This window comes from Neobacillus drentensis (assembly GCF_021560175.1).
In the GTDB taxonomy this organism is placed as follows: domain Bacteria; phylum Bacillota; class Bacilli; order Bacillales; family Cytobacillaceae; genus Neobacillus; species Neobacillus drentensis_A.
Map to the genome: position 1 here is coordinate 4,201,543 of NZ_CP091110.1, position 25,160 is coordinate 4,226,702.

Below are 25,160 nucleotides of genomic sequence, written 5' to 3' on the forward strand. Positions count from 1 at the left end.
AAAGTTGCTAACTGATGAGTATTTTCCACGTTCCCACCCCTTCATTATTTATATAAAAAGTATACAGAAAGTTTTTTTAAAAATAAACTTATTGAAACAAATCTGGTTGTCTAATCCTTTCTACTATCATTAGAAAAGGATTAGACACCTACCTATATCAGCTTGAATAACTTATGGTGTAATCCATAAGTTAGGAGTTAATAATATGTCCGAGAAAAGGAATCAAACTGATTATCTCCAAAAAGCAGCGATGTATGATTTGTTAGCCGAGGTTTATAAATATACCAACCCCAACTTACACATGCATTTCTATTTTAAACATTATAAATATATGAATAAAGCAATGAACTTGATGCGATCCCCTGCTCAAGTTTATCCAGGAAATGCTCAAATCCGATTTTTGCATACATCCGCTGATTCCCCTAACGTTGATGTATATGTAAATGGGAGCCGTGTCATTAAAGATTTGGCTTTTAAACAAGTTAGTCAGCACATGCCGTTAAAAGCCGGCAAATACCATATCGATATTTATCCTGCTGGAAATATGGTCGATAGTGTGTTAAATAAAAATATTACCGTTGAAGAGGGAAACTCTTACACGTTAACCACCATTGACTCCGTTAAGAAGATGCGCCTGCTGGTGTTTTTAAATCAGCCGGAGGTGCCTGTAAATGAAGCGAAGGTTCGTTTCATTCATTTATCTCCCGACTCATCCACACTAGATATAGCTGTTAAAGATCGGGATGTTATTTTCCCGACGGTTTCATACAAACAAGCTACCGAATATTTAGGATTAACCCCAATGACAGTCGATTTAGAAGTTAGGTCAGCGGGCAGTAAAAACATCCTGCTTCCATTACCAAAAGTAAGTTTTAAACCGAATGGAAGCTACACAATTGTCTTCTTAGGGCTATCAGCGAGTTCACCCGAATTTCAATATATAACTATTGAGGATTAAAAAATAGGTGCCTCCAACAAGGCACCTATTTTACTGGGACTAATATTGTGAAAGCAATATCGTCCTTCTTTAAATTAAATTTGTCTACTTTAATTTTTAAATCGCTTTTTTGTTTTAATTGCTGCATATGAATGTAAACCAAATGATTATTGGGTCTGATTTCAACACCCTCTGGCAATTTATAGTTCTTCCTTATAAGGTTTAAAACGTTCGAAATGGGGAGATGCAATTTCCCGACTGACATCGACTTTTGTTTTAAAATTAAATCACCATTCTTTTGCGCCATAGGTTCAAATGTCAACTTCAATTTTATCTTTTCACTAAAAAAAGGCAGTGTACCATATAACTCCACCTCATCACCCAACAGAACCTTATATTCTATAGGTGAGTCTGCGGCTTCTTCTTTCAAATAATGGTTAATCAATCTGTTTAGATCATACTTGTTTGATCTAACATGAAAAGATACATAGTCTTCATTCGAAGTGTTTGTTTTTACGGGTTCCTTCTCTTTAATTGGGGCCGTAACGAATGAAAAAAGTATAATTGCAATTAATAAATTAATTCCTAACAAAACAAGGAATCCCAGTTTCCATTTATTTTTCATCTAATTCTCCTCATTGCTGACCGTGTAAGCATTTTTCTCCAAAGCAGGTAAAACCTGATTAGCTAATGCATCATTAAGTCTCTCTGCTATTAGTTTATATCCTTTATCATTAGGATGGAAATTATCTGTATACAAAACATCTTCATCTGCATTTAAAAATAGGTCTTCGATTGACACAAAATAAGAATGAGAATATTGGCTAACTACACTGTCACCGATTTGATTCCATTCAGCTACAATTTGATCCATTTCTTTTATATCCGAAAACCACTTAGAGAATGGATTATACACGCCAACTAACACGATGAATGCATTTGGGTTTTCTTTGTATATCACATCGAAAATTTGCGTTAAATGGCTGCGATAGGATTCTTTTTCTTTAATAAAATCCGATACCTGCAGGTCTGAGATATTGTCTTTGACAATCTTCATGATATCATTACCACCAATGGTGAGGATCACTAAATTGGACTGACGCAGGATGGGCTTCATTTCCAGAGATTTGAGCCTTTTTAGCAGCTGTGTTGTCCGATTTCCTTTGACACCATAATTGTAAAAATCAACTTCCTGAATTCCTTTATCTTTTTCAAGCATTGATTTAAGATATGGCAAATAACCGCCTTGCTCTGTACTGTCCCCGACACCTTGAGTGAGTGAATCACCTGCAGATAATACTGTCACCTTTTGTGGGATAAAATCAACAGGGATGGGTTCAAAAACTGGTGAAGCAACTTTCTTTTCCTGATGAAGAACCATTGAAGCAGACTGACTGCAAGAGGACAAGAACATCATTGCAAGAATTAGAAGGGGGAAAACCTTTTTCACTTTCATTCACCTGCCTCCTAAGTAACTTATTCCCGGATCATTCAGTTAACAACCAATTAAAGTAACCACAATCTTAAGTGGTAATTTTGCCACATGCCACTGTACTCTAATGTTCCTTTATTATAACACGACTATAAATATTCCAAACAAATATGAACGATATCCCTTCCAGAAAGAAAATAGACCTTATTAAGGTCTATTGTAATGTTTTAATATCGTTAATGATTTCCTCATAGGGAACATTTTTATACCCATTGTATGTTTTTTTAATATTCCCTTCTTTATCAACCAAGTAGAGAAAAGTTTGGTGTATCACTTGATTTCCATCCACCGGTTTTTTGACAATTGTCTTGAAGCTATCAGATGCAAATTTTTCAATAAATTCTTGTGAGTATCCGGTTAGGAACGTCCAGTTATTAAAATCCACCCCAAATTGTTTCGCATAGTGCGTCAAAACTTCTGGAGTATCGACTGTAGGATCAACACTAAAGGAAACTAATTCAACATCTTTCAGATTTTCTTCTTTTAATTTCTTCTGAAGTTTTACCATGTTAGCAGTCATTGGTGGACATACATCTGCACAACTAGTAAAAATAAATGCAGAAACCCAAACCTTTCCTTTTAAATCCTTTAGATCTATTTGTTTGTTTTGCTGACTTGTGGCCGTGAAGTCCTTAATGGGCCAAGTAACGGCATTTTCAATTTCCTTTCCACATGCCGATAATATTAACGTAATTACTAGTACAAATAAGACCATAAATCGTGTCTTCATTCAATCACCTGCAACCTTTTTCTATTCTAATTAAGAATAGTTTAACAGAGTTATAAAGTTGTTGAAAGCAATCAGCAATTTCCGTTCTAGCTTTTTTGCGCTCCTGTATGTCCAATGAAAGGAATAAGAAAAAATAGGTGAAACTTCACCTTCCTATTATTTGGAAATTGTGATATTATGAATGAGCATTCACTCAGTTACCGGTCAACTGAATTTATCGTTTTATAAAGGTGGGGTATGTAAAATGAATCAGATTGGGCCAATCCTAATCCTAGAAGGTGCTAATTTCAGTAAAGTTCCTAATTCTAGAAGTCTATATTTAAACTGTTCTGAAAAAGTGCTGATCGATACGGGGGCAGAGGCTAGGATTCTCCAGAATCTCAACCATGAACATGGCGTTCAATTAATTATTAATACCCATTATCATCCTGACCATACACTTCATAATCATCTATTTCAAAATACAACAAAATTAATTAACCCAATTGAGTTTGAAACATCGCTTACGATTGAAGGGGTTGCTAGTGTTAACGGCGTATTTCAGGAGTGGGGCCAAAAGGGTGTTGAAAAATGGAAGGCTACTCTTCCCCAAAAATGGGTGAAAAACCTTGGGGAAATTTCTGGAGCATACGATTATGAGGCCATATATCAATTCGGCGATATAAAAGTGCAATTTTTACACACACCTGGACATACTAGCGGGTTTTCATGTCCATACTTTCCGGAGTTAGGAATCGTTTTTACAGGTGATTATGATATGACCTCGTTTGGTCCTTGGTACAATGGGACTGATGGAGATATTGATAATTTTATTGCTTCTGGCAAACGACTGTTGACACTTGATGCAGATACCTACATAACTGGACATCAGAAAGGAATATTCTCCAAACAAAAATTTTGTGAGGCAATGGAACGTTTTCTGGAGAAAATTGAGCAGCGGGATGAACTAGTTACCCGTTATGTCCAGCAGGGAATGAACTTTGATGAATTAACCAATATTGGAATATTTTACCCAAATAAAAGCTTGGAAAACACCATTCTCAAAACGTGGGAAAGAAGTGGGGTTCGGAAGCATTTAAACAGGTTAGGTTATGAAGTCATGGGAATGGATTGTCAATTAGTCAAGATAAGATAAATGGATGATGTCTATTAGACTCATCCATTTTTTATTAATTAGTATATCATTCGCTTCATTTAGTTGACTCGGTTTCTTCTGTTGGATTCTCTGGCTGACCTGTAGGAATAGTTTGATTAACTTGAGTGGTTGTTATTGGTGACTCCACAGCATTCTAAGCCGCTTGTTGCGCCCATGTTCTAGCTTGAATCTTTTCTGTTATCTCGTGTTTGGCATTAAAATGGGCATTTGTATTAGACGTTGTATATCCAATTATTAAAGTACTAATATAAATTATTGCTAAAAGTTGAACCACAAGTCTATTACTATTATTTTTGGGGAACTTTCTTATCCTTGAGTATCTAATGATAATCACACTCCTGCTCACATGGGAAGCTGACATAATAAAACTAAAAAACGATTATGTAAAATTTCTAAACAAAATGACTCCAGTATCATACCGGAGTCATCGGTTTATTGCTCTTAAATACCAGCCCCGAAATTATTAATTCCCCATATCCATCGACTGATGTTCTTTCACATCAACAGCCTTAAGTGTAAGACTCTTTGTTAGCCGATCTTTTTGACCATCTTTTATTGCACTCCCATGTTCTTTCGTAATCGTTCCGTCTTTAACGGCATTGTCGACGATTTGACTATCAACATCCTTTAGTTTTTGTAAGAGTTGTGCTTTTGTCATCCCCTTCTCTTTGGCAATCTGAACTAATGTTTTCCCTTTTTTCATTTCATCCATGATATTTATTGGCAGTACGTTTAATACTTTTGCTGCTTCACTGATTATGTTCATTTGGGTTAATCGGCTTCTGCGGATGGTATTTCCTGCTGTTCCTGCCTTATCCCTGGATTTTTGCGGTGTATACTGGGCCATTATTGCTTTGGCATCTACTGAAGGAGCTTTGGTTTTACTCTTTGCATAAGCAGGATTATTTTGCAAAGCAGTCACTCCTGTACCTGTAATCAAAAGCAGCGCAATAAAAGCAGAAAGCATGACTTTTTTGTTTTTCATCCATGTACCTCCTTATTGCAAACTAATTCATTTTGTAAAATAATCTTTGTTCAGGCTGCGGCTTTACCATTTGATAGAATCGCAGCCCTGTCATGTAAGGTGCTTTTTTATCTTTTTATGGTGTTAAAATATTAATTGAATTGGACCATGTAGAATTTCCAATCTGATTTACAGCCCGAATTCTTACATAGTAGGTTTTTTTCTTCATGAACCCTGTTCTCGAATATATTGTCAAGTTACTGCCAGTATTGTAAGTGGAAACGTTCGTCACAAAGGTTGGGTCTGTGGAAAATTGAACATCGTAACTGTTAATCGTACCGGCAGGCGACGTCCAACTAACTCTAATCGTATCCGTAGTAGTTCCGCTCGTCGCGGTAGCGCTTACTCCCGTTGGGGCTGCAGGAACATTCGGAATTGTCACTTTGAAAGTATTTGAATAATTCGATGGTGTATTACCATTTACTGCGTTTATACGATAATAATAGGTCATACCAGCCTGTACAGTCGTATCAGAATAGGTAATGGTTGTTCCGCTGCCTGTTTTCATTCCACGTGAATCAATCACGGTGAAATTCACTCCATCATTTGAACGTTCAATGGTGAATCCGGTCTCGTTTAATGATTGATCTGTCCATGACAGTCTTACACTTGGGCCGAATTGTACACTTCCTGTAAGATTACTTGGGGCTGTAGGTGCTGTCGCCGTAATCGTCACACTTACTGTGTTTGAGTAATCTGATGACAGGGCTCCATTGACCGCCTTTACTCGATAAGTGTAAGTAGTACCTACAGTTAAATTTGTGTCCGTAAACTTGGAAAGAGTTGAGGTCCCAACATAGCTAAAGTTCTTAGCGTCTGTTGAACGTTCAACAACAAAGCCAGTGGCATTTGTCGCATTGTCTGTCCATGTTAAGTTTACGTTTACCCCAGATTGTGCAGCAATTAAGTTGCTGGGTGCCATTGGAAGTCCAGGAGCAATGACCGTATTAGAAGGTGTTCCACCAGTCAGATAGGAAATCGGATCAAGCGGGTCTGCTGCTGTTGCTGCATTATAGGCATCAATTCTATAGGAATAGGTAGCATTTAGGTCTGCTGTAGTATCGATGTATTTTATATTATTCGCTAACACAGAATCAATTTTTGTATACGATCCCACTACCCCTTTGATAACTGGGGCACGCATAATATTGAACCCAATCTCATTTGAGGAATTCCCCAATTTAGTCAAATCATAGTTACCATTTTTAAGGGTAACTTGTGTAGGATCTGTCCAAGTTAGGTCTACTTGTCCCCCGTTTGTCCTTGTTAAACTCAACGAGGATGCGCTTGGCTTTGTATTTATAAAGTTAAAATTCATTGTCCGCATCATATCGTTTTCTTCATGCCCTAATAAATGACAGTGCCATATATATTCCCAGGCAAAATTCGTCATCTTGTTAATGACAGTAACTGGATTTCCTGTCTGAGGATCCACGTTCATAAACTGGCCTGTAGATCCTATTGGCATGGTTGGATCAAGTGGGCGAATACTATCAGGGATTCCAAATGGCAGCTTCGGTGAAACTGGCCTTAGTGCAACGATGCAGTCTTCCAATGGGTTCATTCTTACGGTATCTTTCCAGCCTAGTTCGTTTGCATCCGGGAACCTAATGGAACCATCCCAGCCAACTCGATTGATGAGCTGGACATCAAATAAATGGAAGTGCATTGCATGTGTATCGACCCCATTATGAGTAATCTTCCAGAGCTGCGTTCCATCACCTGTCGGGGAACCAATAGGTGTCATGGAATCCTGCAAGTTCTCTGTCGTTGGATCGACATAACCCAGCATGATGGTAGTTTGATTCTGGAAGTTGGTATTTGGCATTTCCACCCCAAGTGTTGAGTTCATCCGTCCATAGTTTTGCTCAAACTCCTCTGCAATTGCCTTCGGTTTAAGATCCATCGTCACAGAGGTGGTAGTTCCTGGAGGTGTGAAGGTTGATGAGTTGTCTTGAATATTAACCCATTTACGATTTGGATTATCTGGCTGATTTGGAAATATAAGCTCTTTTTGTCCTGTAGCAAAAGCATTTGGGAGGGCAGCATTTAATTTATCTACAGTAGTTTGAGTTGTATCAGCCGCATTTGGATCTGCTGCAACCTTTATCTGCATAATCGTACGAGTATTGGGTCCAAAGCCCGGCTGTGTTGTTGGCGCCCCGCCAGTATTCTCACCTGTTGCTGATTGGTCTGGGTCCCCTGTATAGTAATCGTAACGGGGGTCAAAAGCTGGAACAGGAGCAGGTGCATCATTATAAAGTATAAGTGTCTGACCAGCATATTTACTGAAATCAACAACTACATCCGCCCGTTCGGCTGGTCCCAATAATAAAGTTTTCGTTGAAACGTTTAAAACCGTAATACTTCTTCGGCCATATTCATAATTAATTGGCTGGTTTTTAAGGACTGCCGGCTTTGGTAAAAAGCCACTGTCATTTCCAATTTGAATCATTTCTGGTCCCGATGCAGCAGGATCTGGAACTCCACCGTCGCGACCATCTGACGGCCAAGTCGCCGGGTATCCCGTCTTATGGACAGCATCTACCATTTTAACTTCACCGGCATCTGCATCATTTAATGTTCCATCTGCTTTCCACATCTCCCCATTTGACTTAGCTTGATAGAATTGTAGATTCCACATTCTATCATTGGAAGCATTCAACACTCGGAACCGATATGCTTTTGGATCAACAGTTAAGGTTGGATATACGGTTCCATTAATGACAGGTGTATCCATAAACGCTTCAGGAGTGGTCGATACATCTGGTGTCCCTGGATTCATTGGGGCCTGGCCTTGCTGACCATCTAACGGATTCGCAACTGGACCCTTTTTCAGCCCTGTGTTTGGCGGCCAGAACCATGGACCATAATCCCAGCGACCCATTGGATTGGAACCAGATAGCTCATAAGGATCCTGGTTTGGCATATAAACGTGCGGGAACCACAGACTACCCTGTCCGCCCCATTTATTCGTATCCCAAGTAGGGTCAGTAGCTTTCAGCTGTGTATCGGATGGGACAAATGTTTTATCTTCGATGATTAATGGAATCTCATTATTGCCGCTAGGAATAACTCCCTGATCAATCAGATCCTGCTCCACCTGATCTCGAATAAGATATCCAGCTGCCTCCCCGGCATATACATTTAACCGAGTCAGTCCATAACTGTGATCGTGAAAAAACATTAGCCTCGCACTTTGCTGGTTAGTATAAAAGAATGTTTGGGATCCATCTCCTGGATCAGGCATATCTGGTACGTTCCGGACGCTAACCCCTTTTGGGTATGGAGTATCCTCTCCAGCTGGAGTAATCCATTGGTGAGGAGTACCATCGCTAATCCATGGGGTTATACCGCCATGTAAATGAAGGGTGGCACGGTTTTGTGTATATTTATGTACTCCATCTGGCCCCATCCCAGCCCCCATTAAGCTTTCGTCTACTGGCAAAAATAAATCTCCACCACTTCCTGTAGGCAAATTGTTCGTAAATTTAATACGGACAGGCCGATCCTTTTTAGCAATAATCACCGGTCCAAGGTAATTCGGCTTGCTGACGGAAGGATCTGTTGTATTTGTTTGCACATAGCCCCTAAGCCTTGTTGGCTGTAAGTCACTATGCATTTGTTCTTCATACTCTACTAAGGAAATTTCATAATAATCTGACCCAGGATAGGTGGTTGTATCCGGAACAGCAACAGGAAGATATTGCCCAAGATTGTTTTTGTTTGCTTCGCCCAAGCCTGGTAAAGTATCGACAAATTTTCTAATACCTGTACCCACAATGTGATTGCCGTTTGAATCAAATTCAGGCAGCTGGCTATTTGCATAGTTCGGTGTTGTCCAATAATCTGGGGAACCTCCTGAAACACCAGTTGCCGCAATTGCCTTCCATGAAGAACTACTTCCAAACGGCGTTACCCCAACAGCTAATAAAACTGCAAGCATCCCAAATTTTATTCTCCGACCCGCTACTTTCGCTTTTTTAAACCTAATCATATCGCATCAGCATCTCTCCCTAAAAGTTTTTAATGAGCTATATCTATTTCTATTAAACTTGTTGCTCATTAACAGTTAATTGTCCGAACCTGCTCCCAATAGGTTTTAAAAGTAAGATTTGCAGAGATGCCCTGATAGGAATTATCCGCATCCAATGGTAATTCCACTGTAAAAGCGAGCAATTGCGCTTTATCAGGTTCCGCAATAATACCCAAACTGCTTACATCTGCAGTATTAAGTAAATCAGATAAATTAGCTCCATAAAGGTCAGTTACTTTAACAAGTTCATCGGTAACTGTGGAACCAGTTGTACCGATAATGTCATTTATGTGCTGGAATAGGATTAGATTTTCAGCTTGTAACAATTGTCTCTTCCAATTCGGATCCTGGGTTGGGTCCGCTCCTGGATTTTCAGCTGACCATTGCTTATATCCATCATTAAGGAACTTCATAATTTTATCCATTTGTGTCGCGTTCAGATTAGTTAGTTTTCCATTTAAACCTACTGAGTTAAACCACTTCACCTGCCAAATAATCACCTTTGCCTCTTGAGTAAATTTAAGATTTTCTTCTATATTGCTCCCTTCTCCATTGGTAATTGAGACAGTCTTAAGCTTTGCTCTTAGATTCCCCTCATTCTTTAGAAAAAGCCCGCGGGTTTGCTTATCTCCTGGAGCCCAAGCTCCTGTAGGATTGATACCTGGTGCGTCCGTAGTCATATTCGTGTAAAACATGGGGCCTGTCGTTGGAACATCATCTCGGTTGGATGTTATTTTTAATGTGCCCGCAGTAAATTGGTTATTAGAATTCGATGAAGTGCTTGAAAATAAGGCAAATGAGGCACCGCCAACGGTTAAACCTAGACCTAATAAACCGGATAATGAGTAAGCCATGAGTTTTCTATTTTTGTTCATTTTATTGATCCTCTCCTGTTAAAAAGTTCAAAATGTCAGAAAACCATTAACACTCCAAAGTGGTTTGTCACTGCCAACTGACAGGACCAATTTGATTATTGTCAGAATCGTATTCTGTATTATTTCTAGCTTGAACCGCTTTAACACGCAACGTTACATTCCCTGTTTTTCCTTGGTATTCATTTCCTGCCGATGCAGGGAATTCAAAATCAACGTTAAATGAATGACTCTTACCTGCAGGGATAAGGATAGCTGCTGAATCAAAAGTAAATTGAACGCCCTTATCCCCTTCAAATAAGTCGCCAATACCGTTGTTTGCAATATGATCTGCATTAGTTATTAAGGAGTCTATTTTTACCCAAGCATCCAAATTTCCGGTGTTTTTAATTGTTAATACTTTCGTATCATGATCTCCAGGTGCGAGGTTCCCAATATTTACATTATCTTTAAATACAGCACCACCCGTCACATCATTGATACTTAGTGTTCCTGCTGTAAAGGTATTACTTGTGTTTTCTGTTGTAGAGCTAAACAGTGCAAATGTTCCTCCACCTATTAATGCTGCACCAAGTGCTGTGGTCAAAATTGCTCCTCCGATTTTCTGTCTAATGCTCACTTAAATTCCTCCTTATCCCCTGGTCGCTAACCATTTTTTAATTTATATTGAACTTCTTTAGTTCTTAAAGAAGCATCAACCATCGGCATGTCTTTAACTTGCTGGTGTTTCTATTTTCGTATCCATCCTCTTAATACTTTTCCAGATGGAGAAGAATGACCAAATGATCATAATGACACCAGGAACAATCAGCATCAGAACAGCTCCCAGCTTTGATTTAACAAAAGATAATAGATATCCGATAAAAGGTACCGTGAAATGATCGTATCGTGCGACAATATTTTCTGTTTGAACCGGAAGTGAATCTCTTCCATCGTTGTTATCTCCTTTCGTTATATATTGGAGACGGTCACCTGCTTTTTGGATTTCAATAATTCGGTGGGTAATCAATAAATTAGGAGCATCTGCCGCTTTAAATGTAATGATGTCACCCTTCTTTAATTCTTTAGTATTTAAAACAGGAGTAACTGAAATAATAGAACCAGTTTTGATATCCGGCTCCATTGATCCAGATAAGACGGTTAACATCTCATGACCCAAAAATATCGGTTTTCCCCCCGTAAGTTTGGAGGAAATTGATGTAATAACCATAAAAATCAATATTCCATAGATTAAAAAAGAAACCATTTTACCAAGCCATTTTTTTGTTTTTCCCAATTCAAACACCTTCTTTATTTTCATCGAAAACGTTCTTTTTAACGAACTTTATAATCATAGTATATTTGAATTGCAGACTCTTATAAAATCCCAAAAATAGGCATTTTCTCCTGATTAAGAGCAAATTGCTGAGTTATTTCAACATTATCTCTTGTTATCTCAAGATTACTTTTTTTATTTCAAAAAATTATATTTTTTTAAAACCAAACTATAAAAAATACATTTAAACCAGCATTTTCCCATAATTTAAATAAAAAAATAATGAGTTTAGAAAAATGATTATTTACATTTATAAACATAAATTAGTTTACTAATATAACAAACGTAATAATATTGTTTATATTTTTAAAAAATAGAACCAAAAGAAGACCGGGCAACAGCCCGGTCTTCTTTTGGTTAACAACTAGAGGCAAATTAGCCTCCATGTCTTTTTCCTAACTATTATGCTTTTACAACTTCTTCTTTTTCTTCCTCATGGTCTTCATTTTGCAGTTGTTTTAATTTTTTTCGATAAACGAATTTTGATAAATTAATGCTCACCTCATAAAGAAGTAACAAGGGTATAGTTACGACAAAATCAGACATAAAATCCGGAGGTGTAATAACAACTGCAATAATAATTAAAACAAAATAGGCATACTTACGGATTTTTGCTAACACAAAGGGATTAATAATTCCTAGAGAGGTTAAAAACATAACTACAACTGGTAATTCAAACAAAACTCCAAATGGAAGTGTCATATTTAAGATAAAGCTAAAATACCTCTCAGCAGTAAAGTTTGTAACAAACATATCTTGACCAATGTTCACCAAAAAGTTGAGCACCATTGGGAAAATAACAAAATACCCAAATGAAAGCCCCAAAACAAATAATATAAACAGTGCTGGAACATAAGTAACGGTTATTTTTCGTTCATTTGGTCTAAGTGCCGGCCTAACAAACAACCAAATTTGTAGGGCTAAAACTGGAATCGTACCAGCTACAGCTACAACACCGGCGAGCATGAAATAAATCCACATAATATCACTTGGTCCAAGTACGAGAAGTTTCGTACTTCCCACAAACCATTTATAAATATCGTCAACATAGATAAAGCCAACAATAAAAAAGACGATAAATGCCAAAGCCGATATGATTATTCGTTTGCGAAGTTCCTCTAAATGATCAACCAAATTTAATTCTTTATCTTCCATGTACTTCCCCTGCCAATTTCAAAGGTTAAAATGTCATGCGTTAAATCTCCAGACAGTAAATAATAATTTCACTTAAAAGATTAACACGTTTTCACGCATCCATATAGGATTAAATTTCGAGAAGAAAAAGGTGCAAGATAGAATCTTACACCTTATTTAGTCAAATTTTTCTTTTCTTCGTTAAGATCTTCCATTACATCATCAGTTAGTTCACGAGTAGATTTTTTAAATTCCTTTAATGTTTGTCCAAAGGCTTTACCGATTTCAGGGAGTTTCTTTGGTCCAAAAATAATTAATGCGAGCGTTAAAATCAAAATTAATCCGGGTACTCCGATATTAGAAAACATGGATTTACATCCCCTTCAAATGATGTTTTATATTTCTACTATGATTATAGTATTGAAATATACTTTTGAGGTAATTATCTTCAATAATTCATAGTTATTTCACAAAATCCGATTAAAATTCGATTAAAGTGACATTTACCGTTCACAAATTAATTGTAAATCACTATAGACAATTTAACAATTACAATCGGTTAAGTCAATCTTCAAACTGTTAATGCTTTTTATTATTCCTAAATTTTTCTATCATATATTCTAAATTCATAATCGTAAGGATTCTCTTCATTTTTAATCCCTTTTTCAACCGATGTAAGGACCCAATCCTCTTGATTGAATGAAGGAAAAAAGGTATCTCCTGCAAAGGTTTCGTCAATATAGGTAATGTATAGTCTATTTGCAAATGATAACGTCTCTCGAAAAATTTCAGCTCCGCCAATGACAAAAATTTCGTTGTTTTGCTTTTGGCTATACGCCACAAACTCATCAATGGAGGAAAAAACGGTACAGCCTTCACATTGATAATGAGGCTGCCTGGTTATGATGATATTTTCCCTGCCTGGCAGGACGCGGCCAATCGATTCATGTGTTTTTCTCCCCATAGCAATCGGATGTCCCATTGTGGTTCTCTTAAAAAACTTTAAATCTTCCGGTAAATGCCAAGGGAGTTGATTATCTTTACCAATGGCATTTTTTTGATCCAGAGCGACAATAAATGAAATCATACACTGACCGCTCCTTTAATATGCGGATGCGGGTCGTAACCCTCTAAAGTAAAGTCTTCAAATTCAAAAGAATAGATGTCCTTTACATTTGGATTAATCTTAAGAATAGGTAATGGACGGGGCTCTCTTTCCATTTGCAGTTTCACCTGCTCCAGATGGTTTTGATAGATATGGACATCTCCAAATGTATGAATAAATTCTCCTGGCTTTAAGTCACAGACCTGCGCAACCATTAGCGTTAATAGTGCATAAGAAGCAATATTAAACGGTACACCAAGGAATACATCTGCTGAACGCTGGTATAACTGACAGGAGAGCTTTCCATCTGCCACGTAGAATTGGAACATACAATGACAAGGCGGCAGAGCCATATTATCAATTTCAGCTACATTCCAAGCATTGACAAGCAATCTTCGTGAATTTGGATTGGTTTTAATTTGCTCGATTAATTCACTGATTTGGTCAACGGTTCTCCCATCAGCCCCTGTCCAAGAGCGCCATTGATGACCATAGACGGGCCCTAACTCACCATTTTCATCAGCCCACTCATTCCAGATCCGCACCCCGTTCTCTTGCAGGTAGCGCACGTTCGTGTCTCCTTTTAAAAACCATAGCAATTCATAAATAATAGATTTAAGATGAAGTTTTTTTGTCGTTAAGAGCGGGAATCCTTCCTCTAAGTTAAATCTCATTTGATAGCCAAAAGTACTGATTGTCCCAGTCCCGGTACGGTCGCCTTTTATATGACCATTTTTAAGGACATGCTCGCATAATTGCAGATATTGTTTCAACTAAAGACACTCCCTGTCATTCATATTTCTCCATTGTATCATGATAAAAAAAAGCTGCCAATCATGATGGCAGCTCCCAATTGAACATAAACTAAACTTCCAAACCGAAATTCCGACAAAGGGCCGCTAAGCCGCCTGCGAAACCACTACCAACTGCATTGAATTTCCAATCTCCATTATGGCGATAAAGCTCGCAAAAAACCACGGCTGTCTCAACCGAAAAGTCCTCTCCAAGGTCAAATCTCAGGACCTCACTACCAGTGTCCTCATCCATCAGGCGGACAAAGGCATTAGCAACCTGACCAAAGTTCTGATTTCTTGCTTCAGCCTCATGGATGGTGACCGTAATCGCAATACGCTGAATATGAGAAGGAACTTTGCTGAAATCTATTTTGATTTGCTCATCATCGCCCTCCCCTTCACCAGTGCGGTTATCACCTGTATGCTCCACCGCTCCTGAAGGGTGCATCAATTGATTATAAAAAATAAAATCACTTTCCTGAAGGACTCTACTGTTAGCATCCGTAAGAAATGCAGAGGCATCCAAATCAAAGTCGTTACCACCATGATACCGGTTTGTATCCCAGCCAAGGCCGACAATAACCTTTGTTAAACCAGGATTTGTTTTTGTCAGGTCAATTCTTTGTCCTTTTGATAAGTTAATACCCAAATAAATCACCTCAAGCCAAGCTTTTCAAATAAAAAGGAATGAATTTTTTTAACATTAATTAGCTGCATTTCATTCGAGTCAATCCTGATTCTTGTTAACTATAAGAACGAACAACCTCACTTAAGCTTGCGGCATTCGTTCCGCTGCCAATCGCTGCAAACTTCCACTCATTGCCATGGCGATAAATTTCACCTGTGACAAGGCAGGTAAGTCCACTATAATTATCTGTTAAATTGTAGTGAAGCAGCTCTTGGTTTGTGGTAGGATTTACAATTCGAATAAACGCATTTTGAATCATTCCAAAGTGCTGTTTTCTTTTTATACAATCATAAATATTAACAACAAAGACGAGTTTTTGAATGTTTGATGGGACACGGCTTAGATCAATCACAATTTGTTCGTCATCACCGTCACCGTCTCCGGTTAAGTTATCCCCCGAGTGCTGGACACTTCCATCATTACTTCTTAAGTTTCCGAAATAAATAACATCTTTATTGTGTTGTAATTTGTCATTTGCCCCAAGCATAATGACAGACGCATCACAGTCAACATTAGCACCAGCACTGCCGCCTCCGAATAAGCCGCCGAACAACTTGCCACCGCCGCTTTGAACGGGATCCCAGCCTAAGCCTACTAGGATCTTAGTTAAGCCCGGATTTCCTTTTGTTAAATCAACTCGTTGACCTTTTTGTAAATTAATCGCCATTTCAATCACTCCATTAACATATTTGTATAGAATTTAGGATTGTTTCATATTTTTGAAGTTCTCTTGCAGCTGCTCTAAACGTTTCGTCCCTTCTAAACGAAGGCGTTTATTCTCCTCTTCAATCGCTCTTGTTTCCTGCATCCCTTTGATGATAATATTCCAGGATTCTTCAATCGTCTCGATTTTAATGCTCGGACCACCAGCAAGTCTGGCGATATCGGTACTTTGCTGAGAGATATTCTGTGCGTTTCTTAACAGCATCTCATTGGTCCTTCGGTCAAGCTCGCTCATCGAATCGGCTACAAGCTTTTGCCGTTTTGCGGCCACAGCTTGTATTAAACCATTTTTAAAAATAGGAATCGTCGTCACAAAGGCAGAGTTAATTTTTCCAATAAGCTTGGTATTCCCTCTTTGCAATAAGCGAATCTGTGGTGCAGTTTGAAGCGACACCATCTTAGCCATTTCAAGATCATAAATTCGCTGCTCTAAGAGTTCGATCGCATTTTTTAACGAATCTAACTGCATAGAAGCAAGCTGATCCCCTTGGGCAACACGGGCCTCAAGCTGTGGAAGGGTGTTGTTCTTCATCTCCTCAGCCTTTAATTCACCGGCAACAATATATTTTTCCAAGGTTAAATAATATTGATAATTTTGTTCATACATTTGTTCTAGCATGTTGGTCGCATCGACCATTTCATGCTGATATTTAGAGATTTCCACATACACTTTGTCTATTTCTGAACCCATTGTCTGATACTTGCCAAACAGCTTTTCAACCATTTTTTCGCCTTTTTTAAAAAGCTTTCCGAATAGTCCCCCAGACGTCTTTTGAAAATCTTTGGCATCAAATTTATCCATTATTCGGCCAAGATGTTTTAATAGTTCACCGGAATCTTCTACTTTTGTTGTCCGCATATTGCTTAAAATTTGATCTGAAAATCGAGATATTTGCACAGCTGGCTCTTTCCCAAATTCTAATATTTGAATTTGGTCACGTTCATCAATCGTACGAGCCAAATTTTGAATTTCAGGTTCTTTGCGTAAAGCTAGTTTAATATCTGTTACTTTTGTTTCGGTTAGAACATCATCAGCCGTTGCAGGTGTTAAACCGTTTGATGGATTTGGTGATAAATTCACTGTTTAATCTCCCCTTAAATTTTTTAAGATTCCTTGAAAAAGCCCTTTTTTAAAAAGCGATGGTTCCTTAAACTCCAAGTCAAACACCACTTCATCTAGCCAGTGCTTATCAAATAATCGTTCATCGACATAGCTTTCGATATCATTATGGCCTGGAGGATTGTACAAAATGAGATCAATCCCAAATTGATTTAGAAGCAAGAGAAGCGCTGCATCAGACCTTGATATCATTCCTGTCGTTTCGTTATTGTATATAATTAATTTAGGGACAGCTTGGGAATAATCAAATCTCTCCATTAACTGAATGATATTCTTGGGCATAAACATCGCCTGTGTAAACAGATATATTTTTACTTCTTCGCTAGATTCCGCTGTCAGCTGTTTTAAACCTGGTGTTTCACAGATTTTTCTAATGGCATAGGCGATCCCTTTTTGCAGACCTGAAGCTAAGAACGAATAGGGCCAATAATGTGATTGCATCACCTTGTCCGCACTCAGCAAACCATCTTTATCAAGAGCATTTCGATAGTGGTAGCGAAAATCACTAGTACTTGGAACCGTAAAAGGCAGCCTTTTAATCAGCATACTATGTTCTAATTGACTAAGAGCTTGAAGTCGATCCCAATATTCTTTACGGTTTTTACTGACCCCTTGAACTTTAGCAAATATCGAGGGGATCTTCACTTCACCGTTCCTTACCTCAAAGTCCGGTCGAATCATCGCTATTTCTTTCGCAAGGATAAACAGCTCGTCATATGTCGTTTTTAACGTAATAGAAGAAGGAGTGTAATCCCGTAACTGCCAGGGCTTATAAAGACCGGATCCCTCTTGATTGAGAATAGACTCAATCTCTTTAGATGCACGGTAAGCCACGGTTGTTTTCCTGCTGCGCCTTTCCTTAGGAAAAGGCTCTGCTGGCTGTTGATTAGGAAAATGATAGGTGAAAATTTCTTCCGTGATAAGACCTGATAATATATCGTGGCCTTCCGGATGAAAGATAACGAGGTCACAGCCAAGCTTGATTAAATAATATAAAAAATATTGATGACTCTTTTTATAATCCCCATACCACAAGAATTTGGGCATTGCCCTTTGCGGGTCAGCCTGCTCTAACAAAGGTTGTAAATGGTTCAACGACCATTTCACAAGGTCGACGAGAACCCTCCTGAGTTCATGATTCTTTAACCCATTTGTTTCACGGTTTGCAAATAATTCAAGGGTGACAATCATTGCTTCTCTTAGTTTTCGGTGAATAACCGGCACGTTTGATTTTAACAAAAGCTGTTCACCATCCAGAAAGGCAGTGAAACGGTTAATAGAAAGCTTTTGTTCATTATTAATATTAATGACCCTTTGAATGGCTTGAAAGTGAGTATTATCTATGGTTTTATCCAGCGAGTCCTCACTTAATAGTCCAAGGTTCCATGTATGATCATGAACATAATCATACAGCTGGTTATAATATTCATCCGTGTCTATGGGTAAACCCAAAAACTTTCCAATTACTTGTCCAATTTGTATCGTTCCATTTTCCATTGAATAATTCGGCCGTTCTGGCAGTGTTTTCTTCAGCATGCCCTGCCAATTTTCAAATGAAAGGGATACAGTCTGGACGTTTAACTGATTTAATGTTGGATACATTCATAATCCCTTCCCTCTAGAAGCGAAGCTGGTGTTGTCGTTTAGAAAATTATGTAAGGTTTCCATTTCATCATATCACAGTTATTTCATTGGTTCATTTGTTTATACGAAAGAGAGCTAAATTTGTTTCATTTTCAGCTCTAATCCTCCTTTTTCACGTTTTCACATGTCCCTACATATTAATGGAGTACTCATACTAAGTAGGTGACTCAAGTGAGATTTTTATATAAACGACCGAGACTAGACCAGGTATCTAATGAATTAGACACTTTAATGGAAGTGATGGTTTCAGACCTATTTATCTATTTAGATTTATTTGTCTTCAGCTTTATCTTTACAATGTTCTTATCTCCAGTCATCCCGTCATTAACTATGGCCATTTTGTTTTTTCTTGTAAGCTACAGTTTTTTTGGCTGCCTCTACTATTTTGTTATTAGTAAAATTACGATAAAAAAATAGGATTAGTGTGGATTAACTGATGGATATGTTGAATAATCTCTTCTCCTGCTTTAACACCGCTGTTTGTTGTAAGAATCGAGGTACCTCCACCGGAAACATGCGCAAGTTTTCTGGCAAGTTCCCCATGGTTTGGGACAAATTGGTACTGACAATTCTTTAGAAAATCCCAATCAAGGAGGGAATCGCCTGCTCCAGCAACCGAATTTTCACCTTCTAGTTTACAAATATAATCAAGTGCGTTTCCTTTACTAATGGCTTGAGGGATAAAGTAAAGTTTTCTTCCTTGCAACGAAATCCTCCAACCAGATTTGGCAGCCAAATCCTCAATCAATTTTCTTTCAATATTTGACGGAAGGCAGTTTAATAAAAAATAGAAAAACCATCCCTCAGCCTGTTTCCTTCTCCCGTCTAAACTGACACCTTCCCTGTGCAATGTGGAAAGCAGTTCAGTTTGTGAAACAGACTCTAGTTTGACACGATTTAGGATTTGGCTTGACCAGTCCTCCATCAGAGTCCCTTGATGGAGAATATTGGCCCCATTTGAAGTAATCGCATATTTAATGCTAATATCTTGTTCAAAAATAACAAATCGTTTAAATTGCTCCGTTGTCCTTGTTGTGACTGGTACAAATAAACTTTGATTTGCTAGCTCCTTTAATTGGATATAGGAGGTTTCTGTCATAAAAGCAACCGATTCTCCATCCTTTTGTTCCACAGATACTAGTACCAAACCTTCAGGTACTCCAAACTCATCAAGTGCCCGTTTTGAATAGATTAATGTTCGGTCGAGGTCAGATGCGAAAATCATCTTTGCAACCCTTTGACCTTTTTGATTAGACCACAGCACAAATACTTCATATCTGGATAGGCCTGGACTTCCACTCCCTTTTCTTCTGCAAGCATTAGGATATGTTTGACAAACGGACTAGAAGGTTCACGGACTAATATTTTCCATGGTACTCTGCGAAGTAGAACCCTCGTTGTTTCTCCAACTCCGGGTTTAATATGGTGGGTATTCTCGATTGAGAATTCAGCCTGTATTTTTTTCACATCTTCCATCCCTAAAAACCCTGTTTCGATTACCCTAGACAAAAGCTTGGCAGCTGTTTCTTCCGCTTCCTGGCCAATGGCAGAAAATTCATCGGATATTAGTTGGATAAACTGGTTAGAAACATCTTCTGCAATTAGATTTTGATAAAATTTAGCCCCGTGAAAATCATCCTTACCAATGAATGCATCATTTAATACCGTCCTGCTGACTAGCCCCGATACGGTAGAATTTAAACAAGCACTCGGAATTAGGAAGTCCTCTCTTGTACCAAAAAGGGTGGTGCAGCAGCCAGGATCGGCAATAACGGCAAGTGTATCATCAAGCTTGAAGCCATATTTTTCTCTATATTCCCTACAGGCATTTGTTAATTCTAATGAAATAGCCCCTTTCCCTGTCCAGCCGTCTACGAATTGAATTTCCCCATTTGGATGTTCTTGTTGAATGTAAAGAAGGGCATTTTCATCAATTCCCTTATCACGGATGATTGAAATGCTATAGTGTGGTAAGCTGATCCCGTATTTTAACTTTAGGTATCGCTTAATTAAAATTCCAACCGGGGTACCAGCCCGGGCAAGCGAAACGAGAATGGTATTTGACCCTTTTAATTGATAGATTTGCTCTGAAACTATCCCAACACACAAGGCTACTTTTTGTTTATATCGTTGTAAGGTGTTCCAGAAAACCTTTACATACTCTTCAGGAGGCTGGTATTCTATGGGCAGTGACTCGCTATAATGACCTCCTGATTGGATCTTTGTTTCCCTGTTTACCACCGTATCCTCTAAAACTATGTCACTTAAATCTTTTAACAAAAATAGAACATCATCCACATGATAGGTTCCGATTTTGGCAGGTTTGCTGAGTATTTTTTGCATCCTAATCACCTCTGCCTTCCTGAAAAAAAGACAATTTTAATGGTTTTAAAAGCCAATTCTCCTAATTCTTCAATCATCGGCTCAAGCTTCTCTTTAGAAACTTCCCTTTCAAAAAATAGAAATAATTCATCATAATGATTCGGAGGGATATTATAAACAAAATTTGGGATAATCTCGTTCTCGGGATTTGGAAAGTTGACCCCGAATTTTGCCCCATATCCCTCCTCATCCTTAATATAAATTGGACTTCTAGTTGTAGATTGATAATAAACACCGCTGCCCATCTCTGCAGCGAGTCTCATTGGCAAATACATGAATTCTCCGGTTCCTAGGCATAGAGTTCGAACCCCGTTTCTTTTTTGCCTTAAGAATTCGGAAGCCTTAGAAATTCTTTGATGAACAAGAAAATTTTCTATGCTTTTTAAACCAAAACGCCCTGTTTCGTTTAGATAAGGAAGTCCATTCAGTTGGTCTCTAGAAGAAAAAGGGGAAGATGTAAAATAAGAACCAAGGTCCATTACTTCAATAGAGCCTGCTCTTCTGAATATACCAGCCCTATTTGAACGATCCTCTAACTCTTTTAATTGATAAATCTTGACATGACCAGAAAGTAAGCTGACCACATTTATTTTAATTCCTAATTCTTGTTCCACCCTTAAAAACTTTTCCTTGTATTCTTGGGAACGCCAATCTAAAATACTTACTACCGTATAAACAGGTCTCGGAAAATTTTCATGAATGGATTTGATAATATTTAAGGCTGTGTTACCGGTCGTTATTTCATCATCAACAAGAATGACCTCGCGCTGGTGATCAATCATTTCTAATGGAATATAACAGCGATGGGATGTTGCGTGGGAGTGTTCCTCCTCAAACGTAATCACAGGCCTTTCCCCGCTTATCTCCTCTCTGGTTGTATGAAAAAACTCAGCTCCTTCAAAACAATCAAAAAAAGCATGACCAAGGGCAGTTGCCGTTTCCGCAAAACCAATGATGACCGGTTTGTGCTTTTCTGCAATAAAGGGACTGCTATGAAAAGTGCCACCCTTAATGAATAAAGATAGCAGTCTATCTTTTTCCCGGCACTTTATTCCCTTAACCACTTCTAAATATCTCGCACCAAGCAGAGCCGCTATCAGCAGGCCCTTATTGGGTTCAATCGGTAAATGTTTGCCAAGCACCTTACTAATAAATAAAAACGAGCGCTTCTTATTGATTCTGGCTGCCATGGTAAAGAGTTCGTCTATTGGAATATGATATGGATTTTCAAGACTATTTATTTCTACTTTTATTGAATCGAGGATGTTAAACGTATACCTCTTTTCTGATAAGGTCAATACTTGTGAATTCTTCATGTAACACCCCATAAACCTGTGATTTTAATACTATTTTTTGCGCCCAAAAATAATGAGGTTTAACTTCGTTCATCTTATTAGCAAATTCACTTTTCATAACCCCATTATTTTCATCGAAAGCTTTTATGATATTGCTAGCATCAATATATTCTTCATAGGAAACGACATTAAGTGCCTGAACAACCTTTATATGTGATGGATGAATGATAGTTTTTCCTGTTAACCCATTACTAATATCCATCAAGATTTCACGGATAAGGCCATCCATATTTTCATCTATTAATTTGGCCCTCCATTTGAGGCCTTCCTCTCCATATCGTTCACGAAACGGTGTTTGCCTTAACTGGGGCTTTAACATTCTTTTTTTCGCAGAAAAATATTCCCAGACAGGTCCAGAAACTACATATGGACTATCAAATCGTTGAAAGACATTAATAATATCAGAAATGCAATCTCTTAAAACAGCAATATCATAAACTGTCGTATCCATATTCCTGCGAATACCATATAAACCACAGAAATCAGTCGCCCCTATCCGAACATTCAGAATATAATCCCTATATTGATCAAGCAAGTGCTTGATCTTCAATAATTCATCCATTCTTGTCTCCTTTTGAATCACACTAGCTGATTCAAGAATGGGCATTACATAAAAAGGCTGACTCTCGGTATGAATGGTACGAACCATTTCCAAAATGTCCCTGCCATTTTCGGCACTGAATTTAGGAATTACCACGCCTGTCAGAAGGTTCAATGCATCTCCTAACTGATCCTTGAGCTGTTTCAATTGATCGAACTGGCGAATCCGAATAAACATGAGCGGTAAATCCTCAACCTTTAAAAACCCTTTATTACATTCAGCATGTAACTTTAATAATTCCCGAACTAGTAAATTTTCTGCTCGTTCAACTTCATTATCGCCAATTGCATCTTCCAAATCAATGACAAGCGAGGTTAATCCTTCATGTTTATTAGAAAGAATTTCCTGATGAATATTTGGCCGGGTAGCTGGCATATAGAGTGTTGCTCCTAAACCATAGGACAACAAATCACGGTTTGTATATTTTGTAATTGCCCCAGGTCTACGAAAAAAAAACCGTTCAATTTCCTCTTCGTAAAAGTATGTAAAAAATTCCATAACCATTTTCTCCTCCGTGAATGGTAAAAAAGAGAGGGAAACAGACTTTCGTCAGCTCCCCACCCTTTGACAATCATTATGAATTATTTTCCTTGCTTCCTTGCTTTTTCTTATTGTTATAGTGAACGATAAAGGTAGCCCCAAAGGTTAGTAATAAGATAATAAAGAAGGTAATATGTCCCATTTCAATATGAACCACTGCAAGAAGCATTTTGATCGCTATGATTAGAATTAATATATAAGCCGTTGTTTCAAGTTCTGGCACACGGTCAATTAATGTTAAGAAAACACCTGCTACTCCCCGCATCATTAGTACGCCAAGCATACCGCCAATTAATAAAACCCAAACCTCTTCACTAACACCAAAAGCCGCTAATACACTGTCAACAGAAAAGGCTATATCCATCAATTCAACTGCAGCCACAGTTCCCCAGAATGTTCCGAATAAGCGAATTAACAGGCCTTTTTGATTCATACCTTGCTCATCGTTCTCTTCTTCATCAGAACCTTTTCGTTTATCGATAAAGTACTTAATCGATAACCATGCGAGGTACCCTGCACCTAATATTTTTACCCACCAAAGCTTGATTAAAAATACCCCAATGCCGATTGCTATAAACCGGAAGGCATAGGCCCCTAATAAACCATAAAACAGTGCTTTCTTCCGTTTTTCAGGTGGAAGATGTTTTACCATAACCGCTAAAACTAAGGCATTATCAGCAGAAAGCAAACCTTCTAAAATAACTAGTGTACCAATTAATCCCCAGCTGACGGGATTTGTTAACACCTCTCCCCACATTTCCCAGTTAAAAAACTGTGAGTATGTATCTAATATATGTTGTAAAACTGACATTAAAAGAATTCCCCCTAGATAGTAAACCTAATTTTTTAAAAAGACCCAGCCAACTGGGTCTTTTTTTCAACTATTAGCCGATGGACAAGCCAAAGTCTGTTGCTAACGCGGCTAATCCGCCTTGATATCCGCTGCCAATCGCACTAAATTTCCATTCACCGTTGTGACGGTATATTTCTCCTACCACAATAGCTGTTTCAATCGAAAAATCTTCCCCTAAATCATATCTAATTAATTCTTCTCCTGTGGTTTCATTAAAGATACGGGCATAGGAATTGCTAACCTGACCAAAGTTTTGATTTCTACTGTCAGCATCATGAATAGTAATGGTAAAAGCGATCCTTTGAATGTTCGCAGGAACAGCAGTAAGATTAATTTTCACTTGTTCATCATCGCCATCGCCATCGCCTGTCCGGTTATCTCCGGTATGTACAACTGCACCGCCTGCGCCTTCACGATTATTATAGAAAATAAAATCTGTTTCATTTGTTACTTTCCCATTCTCTCCTAAAAGGAATACGGAAGAATCCAAATCAAAATCATTTCCGCCATCATATTTATTCGTGTCCCATCCTAATCCAACCACAACGCTAGTTAAACCAGGATTTGTTTTTGTTAAATCAACCTTTTGCCCCTTTGATAAACTAACTGCCATTTTTACATTCCTCCAATTTTGGTAATACTCTATTTACGAGTTTCTC

The 25,160-nt window shown here is 38.2% G+C and carries 24 protein-coding genes; 2 read left to right on the forward strand and 22 right to left on the reverse strand.

Annotated elements, in window-relative coordinates; all coding sequences use genetic code 11:
• The first annotated feature begins 205 nt into the window (after nucleotides 1-205).
• Nucleotides 206-958: a DUF4397 domain-containing protein gene (locus tag L1999_RS19735; RefSeq protein WP_235740106.1), complete on the forward strand. Its 753-nt coding sequence runs from the start codon at nucleotides 206-208 to the stop codon at nucleotides 956-958.
• A 25-nt stretch (nucleotides 959-983) separates the two neighbouring features.
• Here L1999_RS19735 and L1999_RS19740 read toward each other — a convergent pair whose 3' ends face one another.
• From L1999_RS19740 to L1999_RS19750, 3 genes are all read right to left on the reverse strand, one after another.
• Nucleotides 984-1,562, reverse strand: a complete 579-nt coding sequence (locus tag L1999_RS19740; protein ID WP_235740107.1) for a YpmS family protein — start codon at nucleotides 1,560-1,562, stop codon at nucleotides 984-986.
• Entirely contained in the window at nucleotides 1,563-2,393 is an 831-nt protein-coding gene (locus tag L1999_RS19745; protein ID WP_235740108.1) for an SGNH/GDSL hydrolase family protein, read from the reverse strand. It lies immediately after the preceding gene.
• 190 nt (nucleotides 2,394-2,583) lie between these two features.
• Nucleotides 2,584-3,159: an SCO family protein gene (locus L1999_RS19750; RefSeq protein WP_235740109.1), complete on the reverse strand. Its 576-nt coding sequence runs from the start codon at nucleotides 3,157-3,159 to the stop codon at nucleotides 2,584-2,586.
• A gap of 244 nt (nucleotides 3,160-3,403) precedes the next feature.
• On the opposite strand from L1999_RS19750, the gene L1999_RS19755 reads away from it, so the two are divergent.
• Nucleotides 3,404-4,294 (forward strand): MBL fold metallo-hydrolase, encoded by an 891-nt coding sequence (locus L1999_RS19755; protein ID WP_235740110.1) that lies wholly within the window; start codon nucleotides 3,404-3,406, stop codon nucleotides 4,292-4,294.
• A 484-nt stretch (nucleotides 4,295-4,778) separates the two neighbouring features.
• Here the strand turns inward: L1999_RS19755 and L1999_RS19760 are convergent, their stop codons facing one another.
• The 19 genes from L1999_RS19760 to L1999_RS19850 all read right to left on the reverse strand — a co-directional run bounded on the left by L1999_RS19760 (nucleotide 4,779) and on the right by L1999_RS19850 (nucleotide 25,114).
• Nucleotides 4,779-5,300 (reverse strand): hypothetical protein, encoded by a 522-nt coding sequence (locus L1999_RS19760; protein WP_235740111.1) that lies wholly within the window; start codon nucleotides 5,298-5,300, stop codon nucleotides 4,779-4,781.
• 115 nt (nucleotides 5,301-5,415) lie between these two features.
• Nucleotides 5,416-9,336 (reverse strand): fibronectin type III domain-containing protein, encoded by a 3,921-nt coding sequence (locus L1999_RS19765; RefSeq protein WP_235740112.1) that lies wholly within the window; start codon nucleotides 9,334-9,336, stop codon nucleotides 5,416-5,418.
• 68 nt (nucleotides 9,337-9,404) lie between these two features.
• Nucleotides 9,405-10,250: a hypothetical protein gene (locus L1999_RS19770; protein ID WP_235740113.1), complete on the reverse strand. Its 846-nt coding sequence runs from the start codon at nucleotides 10,248-10,250 to the stop codon at nucleotides 9,405-9,407.
• Nucleotides 10,251-10,317: 67 nt separating this feature from the next.
• On the reverse strand, nucleotides 10,318-10,866 hold the full coding sequence (locus L1999_RS19775) for a TasA family protein (RefSeq protein ID WP_235740114.1): 549 nt from the start codon (nucleotides 10,864-10,866) through the stop codon (nucleotides 10,318-10,320).
• Nucleotides 10,867-10,959: 93 nt separating this feature from the next.
• Nucleotides 10,960-11,523: a signal peptidase I SipW gene (gene sipW, locus L1999_RS19780; protein ID WP_430539980.1), complete on the reverse strand. Its 564-nt coding sequence runs from the start codon at nucleotides 11,521-11,523 to the stop codon at nucleotides 10,960-10,962.
• Nucleotides 11,524-11,964: 441 nt separating this feature from the next.
• The gene (gene tatC, locus L1999_RS19785) at nucleotides 11,965-12,717 is read right to left on the reverse strand and encodes a twin-arginine translocase subunit TatC (RefSeq protein WP_235740115.1); all 753 of its coding nucleotides are present in this window, start codon (nucleotides 12,715-12,717) and stop codon (nucleotides 11,965-11,967) included.
• Between the two features lie 152 nt (nucleotides 12,718-12,869).
• On the reverse strand, nucleotides 12,870-13,064 hold the full coding sequence (locus L1999_RS19790) for a twin-arginine translocase TatA/TatE family subunit (protein ID WP_215042961.1): 195 nt from the start codon (nucleotides 13,062-13,064) through the stop codon (nucleotides 12,870-12,872).
• A gap of 230 nt (nucleotides 13,065-13,294) precedes the next feature.
• Nucleotides 13,295-13,783 (reverse strand): dihydrofolate reductase, encoded by a 489-nt coding sequence (locus L1999_RS19795; protein ID WP_235740116.1) that lies wholly within the window; start codon nucleotides 13,781-13,783, stop codon nucleotides 13,295-13,297.
• Nucleotides 13,780-14,574, reverse strand: coding sequence for a thymidylate synthase (locus L1999_RS19800; RefSeq protein ID WP_235740117.1), 795 nt, complete (start codon nucleotides 14,572-14,574; stop codon nucleotides 13,780-13,782). Before L1999_RS19800 ends, L1999_RS19795 begins: the two co-directional genes overlap by 4 nt.
• Nucleotides 14,575-14,665: 91 nt before the next feature.
• Nucleotides 14,666-15,244 (reverse strand): TerD family protein, encoded by a 579-nt coding sequence (locus tag L1999_RS19805; protein ID WP_235740118.1) that lies wholly within the window; start codon nucleotides 15,242-15,244, stop codon nucleotides 14,666-14,668.
• Nucleotides 15,245-15,338: 94 nt separating this feature from the next.
• A complete protein-coding gene (locus L1999_RS19810; RefSeq protein WP_235740119.1) occupies nucleotides 15,339-15,950 on the reverse strand; it encodes a TerD family protein in 612 nt (203 codons plus the stop codon).
• Nucleotides 15,951-15,983: 33 nt separating this feature from the next.
• Nucleotides 15,984-17,087, reverse strand: coding sequence for a toxic anion resistance protein (locus tag L1999_RS19815; protein WP_235740120.1), 1,104 nt, complete (start codon nucleotides 17,085-17,087; stop codon nucleotides 15,984-15,986).
• Nucleotides 17,088-17,090: 3 nt separating this feature from the next.
• Nucleotides 17,091-18,728, reverse strand: a complete 1,638-nt coding sequence (locus L1999_RS19820; RefSeq protein WP_235740121.1) for a YceG family protein — start codon at nucleotides 18,726-18,728, stop codon at nucleotides 17,091-17,093.
• 442 nt (nucleotides 18,729-19,170) lie between these two features.
• Nucleotides 19,171-19,995, reverse strand: a complete 825-nt coding sequence (locus L1999_RS19825; RefSeq protein ID WP_235740122.1) for an HAD family hydrolase — start codon at nucleotides 19,993-19,995, stop codon at nucleotides 19,171-19,173.
• Nucleotides 19,992-21,113, reverse strand: coding sequence for a cysteine protease StiP family protein (locus tag L1999_RS19830; RefSeq protein ID WP_235740123.1), 1,122 nt, complete (start codon nucleotides 21,111-21,113; stop codon nucleotides 19,992-19,994). The genes L1999_RS19825 and L1999_RS19830 overlap by 4 nt, the downstream gene beginning before the upstream one ends.
• A gap of 5 nt (nucleotides 21,114-21,118) precedes the next feature.
• On the reverse strand, nucleotides 21,119-22,468 hold the full coding sequence (locus L1999_RS19835) for a phosphoribosyltransferase family protein (protein WP_235740124.1): 1,350 nt from the start codon (nucleotides 22,466-22,468) through the stop codon (nucleotides 21,119-21,121).
• Complete coding sequence (locus tag L1999_RS19840) at nucleotides 22,419-23,606, reverse strand: HpcH/HpaI aldolase/citrate lyase family protein (protein WP_235740125.1); 1,188 nt, start codon at nucleotides 23,604-23,606, stop codon at nucleotides 22,419-22,421. The genes L1999_RS19835 and L1999_RS19840 overlap by 50 nt, the downstream gene beginning before the upstream one ends.
• Nucleotides 23,607-23,682: 76 nt before the next feature.
• The gene (locus L1999_RS19845; protein WP_235740126.1) at nucleotides 23,683-24,459 is read right to left on the reverse strand and encodes a TerC family protein; all 777 of its coding nucleotides are present in this window, start codon (nucleotides 24,457-24,459) and stop codon (nucleotides 23,683-23,685) included.
• Nucleotides 24,460-24,532: 73 nt separating this feature from the next.
• Nucleotides 24,533-25,114 (reverse strand): TerD family protein, encoded by a 582-nt coding sequence (locus tag L1999_RS19850; RefSeq protein ID WP_215042983.1) that lies wholly within the window; start codon nucleotides 25,112-25,114, stop codon nucleotides 24,533-24,535.
• Nucleotides 25,115-25,160 lie beyond the last annotated feature (46 nt).

What these genes read in the sequence shown, in the direction of transcription:
- L1999_RS19735 (WP_235740106.1), top strand. Translation starts at nt 206, where the DNA reads ATGTCCGAGAAAAGGAATCAAACTGATTATCTCCAAAAAGCAGCGATG.
- L1999_RS19740 (WP_235740107.1), bottom strand. Translation starts at nt 1,562, where the DNA reads ATGAAAAATAAATGGAAACTGGGATTCCTTGTTTTGTTAGGAATTAAT.
- L1999_RS19745 (WP_235740108.1), bottom strand. Translation starts at nt 2,393, where the DNA reads ATGAAAGTGAAAAAGGTTTTCCCCCTTCTAATTCTTGCAATGATGTTC.
- L1999_RS19750 (WP_235740109.1), bottom strand. Translation starts at nt 3,159, where the DNA reads ATGAAGACACGATTTATGGTCTTATTTGTACTAGTAATTACGTTAATA.
- L1999_RS19755 (WP_235740110.1), top strand. Translation starts at nt 3,404, where the DNA reads ATGAATCAGATTGGGCCAATCCTAATCCTAGAAGGTGCTAATTTCAGT.
- L1999_RS19760 (WP_235740111.1), bottom strand. Translation starts at nt 5,300, where the DNA reads ATGAAAAACAAAAAAGTCATGCTTTCTGCTTTTATTGCGCTGCTTTTG.
- L1999_RS19765 (WP_235740112.1), bottom strand. Translation starts at nt 9,336, where the DNA reads ATGATTAGGTTTAAAAAAGCGAAAGTAGCGGGTCGGAGAATAAAATTT.
- L1999_RS19770 (WP_235740113.1), bottom strand. Translation starts at nt 10,250, where the DNA reads ATGAACAAAAATAGAAAACTCATGGCTTACTCATTATCCGGTTTATTA.
- tatC (WP_235740115.1), bottom strand. Translation starts at nt 12,717, where the DNA reads ATGGAAGATAAAGAATTAAATTTGGTTGATCATTTAGAGGAACTTCGC.
- L1999_RS19790 (WP_215042961.1), bottom strand. Translation starts at nt 13,064, where the DNA reads ATGTTTTCTAATATCGGAGTACCCGGATTAATTTTGATTTTAACGCTC.
- L1999_RS19795 (WP_235740116.1), bottom strand. Translation starts at nt 13,783, where the DNA reads ATGATTTCATTTATTGTCGCTCTGGATCAAAAAAATGCCATTGGTAAA.
- L1999_RS19810 (WP_235740119.1), bottom strand. Translation starts at nt 15,950, where the DNA reads ATGGCGATTAATTTACAAAAAGGTCAACGAGTTGATTTAACAAAAGGA.
- L1999_RS19820 (WP_235740121.1), bottom strand. Translation starts at nt 18,728, where the DNA reads ATGTATCCAACATTAAATCAGTTAAACGTCCAGACTGTATCCCTTTCA.
- L1999_RS19825 (WP_235740122.1), bottom strand. Translation starts at nt 19,995, where the DNA reads ATGATTTTCGCATCTGACCTCGACCGAACATTAATCTATTCAAAACGG.
- L1999_RS19830 (WP_235740123.1), bottom strand. Translation starts at nt 21,113, where the DNA reads ATGCAAAAAATACTCAGCAAACCTGCCAAAATCGGAACCTATCATGTG.
- L1999_RS19835 (WP_235740124.1), bottom strand. Translation starts at nt 22,468, where the DNA reads ATGAAGAATTCACAAGTATTGACCTTATCAGAAAAGAGGTATACGTTT.
- L1999_RS19840 (WP_235740125.1), bottom strand. Translation starts at nt 23,606, where the DNA reads ATGGAATTTTTTACATACTTTTACGAAGAGGAAATTGAACGGTTTTTT.
- L1999_RS19845 (WP_235740126.1), bottom strand. Translation starts at nt 24,459, where the DNA reads ATGTCAGTTTTACAACATATATTAGATACATACTCACAGTTTTTTAAC.
- L1999_RS19850 (WP_215042983.1), bottom strand. Translation starts at nt 25,114, where the DNA reads ATGGCAGTTAGTTTATCAAAGGGGCAAAAGGTTGATTTAACAAAAACA.